Annotated in this window: 3 rRNA genes and 1 pseudogene (2 of these 4 only partly in view); all 4 read left to right on the forward strand. The window is 40.9% G+C overall.

The window, feature by feature from the left end:
- A 23S ribosomal RNA gene (locus tag AC0L4B_RS09705) occupies window positions 1-2,036 on the forward strand (it extends 784 nt beyond the left edge of the window).
- A 99-nt stretch (window positions 2,037-2,135) separates the two neighbouring features.
- Window positions 2,136-2,242, forward strand: a 5S ribosomal RNA gene (rrf, locus tag AC0L4B_RS09710).
- A 431-nt stretch (window positions 2,243-2,673) separates the two neighbouring features.
- Window positions 2,674-3,237, forward strand: a pseudogene (locus AC0L4B_RS09715) (putative porin); the annotation flags it as partial.
- 665 nt (window positions 3,238-3,902) lie between these two features.
- Window positions 3,903-5,000 (forward strand): 16S ribosomal RNA (locus AC0L4B_RS09720) (it continues 421 nt past the right edge of the window).

The following is a 5,000-nucleotide window of genomic DNA, read 5'->3' on the forward strand; positions in this document are numbered from 1 at the left end:
GATGACCTGTGGGTAGGGGTGAAAGGCCAATCAAACTCGGAAATAGCTCGTACTCCCCGAAATGCATTTAGGTGCAGCGTTGATTTATAGTTTTATAGAGGTAGAGCTACTGATTGGATGCGGGGGCTTCACCGCCTACCAATTCCTGACAAACTCCGAATGCTATAAAATGTTAATCAGCAGTGAGGGCATGGGTGCTAAGGTCCATGTCCGAGAGGGAAAGAACCCAGACCATCAGCTAAGGTCCCCAAATATATGTTAAGTTGAAAAAACGAGGTTGAACTGCTTTGACAGCTAGGATGTTGGCTTGGAAGCAGCCATTCATTTAAAGAGTGCGTAACAGCTCACTAGTCGAGCGGTTCGGCATGGATAATAATCGGGCATAAACATATTACCGAAGCTATGGACTTGTAAAAGTGGTAGGGGAGCATTGTAGTGGCGTTGAAGGTGTGCTGTGAGGCATGCTGGAGTAGCTACAAAAGAAAATGTAGGCATAAGTAACGATAATGCGGGCGAGAAACCCGCACTCCGAAAGACTAAGGTTTCCTCAGCTATGCTAATCAGCTGAGGGTTAGTCGGGACCTAACGCGAACCCGAAAGGGGTAGTGGATGGACAACAGGTTAATATTCCTGTACCTGCTCACATTAAAAGTGACGGAGGCGAATAGTTAGTGCGCACAGACGGAATTGTGCGTTGAAGAGAGTGGTAACACCTCGATAGTACACTAAGACTACGGTCGCGGTGATAATCTAGCGAATCGACTTCCAAGAAAAGCAAGTGAAGCAGCCCGTACCCTAAACCGACACAGGTAGTTGGGATGAGAATTCTAAGGAGCTCGAGAGATTCATGGCTAAGGAACTAGGCAAAATAGACCTGTAACTTCGGGAGAAAGGTCGCCACCCTTCGGGGTGGCCGCAGTGAAAAGGTCCAGGCGACTGTTTATCAAAAACACAGGGCTATGCTAAATTGAAAGATGACGTATATGGCCTGACACCTGCCCGGTGCTGGAAGGTTAAGTGGAGGGTTTAGCTTCGGCGAAGATCTCAAATGAAGCCCCAGTAAACGGCGGCCGTAACTATAACGGTCCTAAGGTAGCGAAATTCCTTGTCGGGTAAGTTCCGACCTGCACGAATGGTGCAACGATCTGGACACTGTCTCAGCCATGAGCTCGGTGAAATTGTAGTATCGGTGAAGATGCCGATTACCCGCTGTGGGACGAAAAGACCCCGTGCACCTTTACTATAGCTTAGTATTGGTTTTGGATAAGTAATGTGTAGGATAGGTGGGAGACTTTGAAGTGGCGTCGCTAGGCGTTGTGGAGTCATTGTTGAAATACCACCCTTTGCTTATCTAGAGTCTAACCTTCGAAGAAGGGACAGTGCTTGGTGGGTAGTTTGACTGGGGTGGTCGCCTCCAAAAGAGTAACGGAGGCTTCTAAAGGTTCCCTCAGCACGCTTGGTAACCGTGCGTAGAGTGCAATGGCATAAGGGAGCTTGACTGAGAGACCTACAAGTCGATCAGGTACGAAAGTAGAGCATAGTGATCCGGTGGTTCCGTATGGAAGGGCCATCGCTCAAAGGATAAAAGGTACGCCGGGGATAACAGGCTGATCTCCCCCAAGAGCTCATATCGACGGGGGGTTTGGCACCTCGATGTCGGCTCGTCACATCCTGGGGCTGGAGAAGGTCCCAAGGGTTGGGCTGTTCGCCCATTAAAGTGGCACGCGAGCTGGGTTCAGAACGTCGTGAGACAGTTCGGTCTCTATCTACAGTGGGCGTTAGAAATTTGAGTGGATCTGACTCTAGTACGAGAGGACCGAGTTGGACTAACCTCTGGTGTATCTGTTGTTCCGCCAGGAGCATTGCAGAGTAGCTACGTTGGGAAGGGATAAGCGCTGAAAGCATATAAGCGCGAAACCCACCACAAGATGAGATTTCTTTAAAGGGTCGTGGGAGATGACCACGTTGATAGGCTATAGGTGTAAAGGCAGTAATGTCATAGCCAAGTAGTACTAATAACCCATAGGCTTATTGTACGCCTGTTTTTTATAAAGTTCAATATTATTTTCATGAATATTTTTTCAATATGTTATTATATACGGTTAAGTAGAGTATTCTACACACACCGAAAGATTTAAGGTGATTATAGCGATGGGGCTCACCTCTTACCATTCCGAACAGAGAAGTTAAGCCCATTTGCGCCGATGGTACTACATTGTGGGAGAGTAGGTCGTCGCCTTTTTAGAGAATCCTCAACATTTATTTGTTGAGGATTTTTTTGGTATATACTTTTTTGAATAACTAGTAGACTAGACTATAGTAAAGTAAGATAAGATAAGATAAGATAAGATAAGATAAGATAAGATAAGATAAGATAATGTTTAGTATAAGCAACCGTAATCCTTAATCTTTATGTACAATTATAATGCTATGATAGTAATTTAAATAGCTGCTCAATACTACTTAACAAGCTTATAAACTATAATTACTATATATATAATATAAAGACAGAACATTTTAATTTAAACTGTCACAATTAGAAGCAGTAAATTTAGTAAGAACTAGTACGATAATAATCTTAACTAACATAGAATAAAAAAACTTTAAATACTTATAAGTAGAAAGTTATATTAGTCTTAGATTTTATATCATTAAGAAGTATTTAATTTAAAATCTAATAAATATGTCAGTCTAACATTAGACCTAAGTACCATACAAGATTATGTTTATTTTGCAAAAGATCAAGATGAAGCAATAAAGCCATTTCAAAACACTAATCAGATAACCTATCTAAAGGCTAAATTAGCAAAAGAAGTTAAATACAAAAACTTTGCATTAGACAATACTATATTATATCAAAACGTCCAAGACGATTCAAATACATTAAATGTACCACAAATAGTAACCAGAAATACGCTTTATTACTCAAACCATGTATTCAAAAAAGCACTGTATTTGCAAACAGGAGTAATCTTTAATTATTTCTCATCCTATAATATGGATGGCTATGATCCGTTGTTATCCGAGTTTTACACTCAAAACAATCACAATCAAGAGCTAGGAGGATTCTCTAGATTAGATTTCTTTGTAAACGCAAAAATCCGTCAAACAAGAATTTTTCTAAAAGCCGAACATTTCAATGCGCTCTTTACCGATCCTAATTATTATTCAGCCCCAAACCAACCATTCCGAGACTTTAAGATTAGATTTGGATTAGTTTGGAACTTCTTTTTATAGTTTAATAATGGCGTTCCCCAAGGGTCGGGCTATCACTACTCGCTTTTTTTATTAAAGTAAACGGCTAGATTAAAAGTTTGTTTTCATGCTAAAAGTATAATCCTATGTAATAAAGATTGGAATATAAAAAAAGAGCTCAAACAGACCGTTCTATCCCTAACGCGTTGACAATCAATAAACACAATTTCAAAGTAGCCAAACACTGACATATAATCAAAGAACAACATTAAAAAAACACAATAAAATCTCAAGAGATAATCAACTGATTACAAGCTGTTAAAAAGCAATATTAAAATTAAATTAAAAAAAAGATTAAAATAAGTGTTGGTAGAATGGAAAAGGGTTGTATATTTGCACCCCGAAAACGACGTAACCTATTAAAAGTTATTTAGTTTCAGGAAAACGTTCTAAAGTAGTTATTGAGAGTTTTAAATAAAAAAATATTTTTTCATTTAAAACTTGTGGGATTAAAAAAGCGAATTATATTTGCACCCGCTTAAGGAAATAACATCTTAAGAGATACAGAAAAGTTCATAAACATATTGAATTGACAGCGTAAGAACTAAATTGGAAACGATTTAATTCAAACAAGAGAATAAACCATTTTGAGTATTTTTAAACAGCTTTAATTGTTAAGCATATTAGTGGAAACACTTAAAAATTTAACGATGAAGAGTTTGATCCTGGCTCAGGATGAACGCTAGCGGCAGGCTTAACACATGCAAGTCGAGGGGTAACATTTTAGCTTGCTAAAGATGACGACCGGCGAACGGGTGCGTAACGCGTATAGAATCTACCTCTTACTAAGGGATAGCCCAGAGAAATTTGGATTAATATCTTATAGTATGTTGACTTGGCATCAAGATAACATTAAAGGTTACGGTAAGAGATGACTATGCGTCCTATTAGCTAGATGGTGTGGTAACGGCATACCATGGCGACGATAGGTAGGGGCCCTGAGAGGGGATCCCCCACACTGGTACTGAGACACGGACCAGACTCCTACGGGAGGCAGCAGTGAGGAATATTGGACAATGGAGGCAACTCTGATCCAGCCATGCCGCGTGCAGGAAGACTGCCCTATGGGTTGTAAACTGCTTTTATACAGGAAGAAACACTGCTACGTGTAGCAGCTTGACGGTACTGTAAGAATAAGGATCGGCTAACTCCGTGCCAGCAGCCGCGGTAATACGGAGGATCCAAGCGTTATCCGGAATCATTGGGTTTAAAGGGTCCGTAGGTGGATAATTAAGTCAGAGGTGAAATCCTGCAGCTCAACTGTAGAATTGCCTTTGATACTGGTTATCTTGAGTTATTATGAAGTAGTTAGAATATGTAGTGTAGCGGTGAAATGCATAGATATTACATAGAATACCAATTGCGAAGGCAGATTACTAATAATATACTGACACTGATGGACGAAAGCGTGGGGAGCGAACAGGATTAGATACCCTGGTAGTCCACGCCGTAAACGATGGTCACTAGCTGTTCGGACTTCGGTCTGAGTGGCTAAGCGAAAGTGATAAGTGACCCACCTGGGGAGTACGTTCGCAAGAATGAAACTCAAAGGAATTGACGGGGGCCCGCACAAGCGGTGGAGCATGTGGTTTAATTCGATGATACGCGAGGAACCTTACCAGGTCTTAAATGTAAATTGACAGGTTTAGAGATAGACTTTTCTTCGGACAATTTACAAGGTGCTGCATGGTTGTCGTCAGCTCGTGCCGTGAGGTGTCAGGTTAAGTCCTATAACGAGCGCAACC

This window comes from Olleya sp. NP1-10, assembly GCF_055804415.1.